This window comes from Bacteroides sp. 3_1_23, assembly GCF_000162555.1.
GTDB lineage: Bacteria > Bacteroidota > Bacteroidia > Bacteroidales > Bacteroidaceae > Bacteroides > Bacteroides ovatus.
The window spans coordinates 1-1,539 of record NZ_GG774966.1; the positions used below are offsets into that span (position 1 = coordinate 1).

The following is a 1,539-nucleotide window of genomic DNA, read 5'->3' on the forward strand; positions in this document are numbered from 1 at the left end:
TTTCCTTATCTTTATAAGATATATTAAAACATAAACTAACATGAAAATTGGCATAATTGACCTTTGTAAACAAATAGAAGATCCTAGGATGAACCGCAAAAAAGTACATAAAATGGAAACTATTATCTATATATCCATTGCTGCTGTAATCTGTGGCGCTCAATCCTGGAATGAGATTGAGGAATTTGGCAATGCGAAAATTGCTTTTTTCAAAAGTCGCATACCTGGTCTGGAGTTCATCCCTAGTCATGATACTTTTAATAGATTCTTCAGTATAATAAAGCCCGAGTATTTTGAGTTGATCTTCCGTAATTGGGTAAAACAAGTCTGTCAGGAGGTGAAAGGCGTTGTTGCTATAGATGGCAAGCTCATGCGTGGTCCAAGCCAATGTGACGGAGAACATACTACGGGAAAAGAAGGATTCAAATTATGGATGGTTTCTGCATGGTCTGCCGCTAATGGAATTTCTTTAGGTCAGGTAAAAGTAGATGATAAAAGCAATGAGATTACAGCTATTCCATTGTTAATTAACTCTTTGGAACTAAGTGGTTGTATTGTTACAATTGACGCGATGGGATGCCAGAAAGATATAACCCAGACCATTATTGAGCATAATGCAAATTATATTATAGCTATAAAGGAGAATAAGAAAAAAAATTATCAACTAGCTAAACAAATCATTGACGATTATCAGGATAGAGATGAAATAACCAATAGAGTCACCAGGCATGTGTCGGAAAACACCGGACATGGAAGGATTGAGACAAGAACATGTACTGTAGTCAGTTATGGATCTATTATGGAGAAAATGTTTAAGAAGAAACTTGTGGGGTTGAAGTCTATTGTAGGGATAAAGTCGGAGAGAACAATAGTAGCAACAGGAGAATATACTCAAGAGGTCAGATACTATGTAACTTCACTTGATAATACCAAACCGGAGGAGATTGCATCTGCCATCAGGCAGCATTGGTCTATTGAGAATAATCTTCATTGGCAACTGGATGTTACCTTTCGAGAAGACTACAGTAAAAAGGTGAAAAATGCAGCCAGAAACTTTTCGGTGGCAACAAAAATGGCACTTACCATACTAAAGAATGAGAAAACAACAAAAGGAAGCATGAATCTGAAAAGACTAAAAGCGGGATGGGATGAAAAATATTTGTCACAACTTTTACAGGAAAATAATTTTTAATGCGTCTGCCCTGTCTATCAATAACTGGACGATAACGAATGAAAAACATGCCGGCATAGGGTTGTTTGAATGATAAGTACCTTTCATCTGTTTTCAATGTAAATAAGATCAGCAACCATCGTCTATGCAATCATCATGAGAAATGTATGAGAAATGCAGGATGAATACAGGGCAGATGTATGAGAAATCATTGAAAAACGAATGAGAAATAGCCGCTTTTTCGTTAAAATATCTGTAAAAAGTATGAGAAATGCCTGTATAGAAAGCATTTCTCATACTATATACCACTGATTATAAACTCATTATCTAGATTTTATGAGAAATGAGAAATAAAAAAGATAAATCTC

General features: G+C 35.5%; 1 protein-coding gene. It reads left to right on the top strand.

What is annotated here, in order from left to right:
• The first annotated feature begins 40 nt into the window (after nt 1-40).
• On the top strand, nt 41-1,192 hold the full coding sequence (locus tag HMPREF9010_RS00015) for an ISAs1 family transposase (RefSeq protein ID WP_032853018.1): 1,152 nt from the start codon (nt 41-43) through the stop codon (nt 1,190-1,192).
• The last annotated feature ends 347 nt before the right edge of the window (nt 1,193-1,539 follow it).

Excerpts from the sequence above, each read along its gene's own strand:
- HMPREF9010_RS00015 (WP_032853018.1), top strand. The coding sequence starts at position 41 with ATGAAAATTGGCATAATTGACCTTTGTAAACAAATAGAAGATCCTAGG.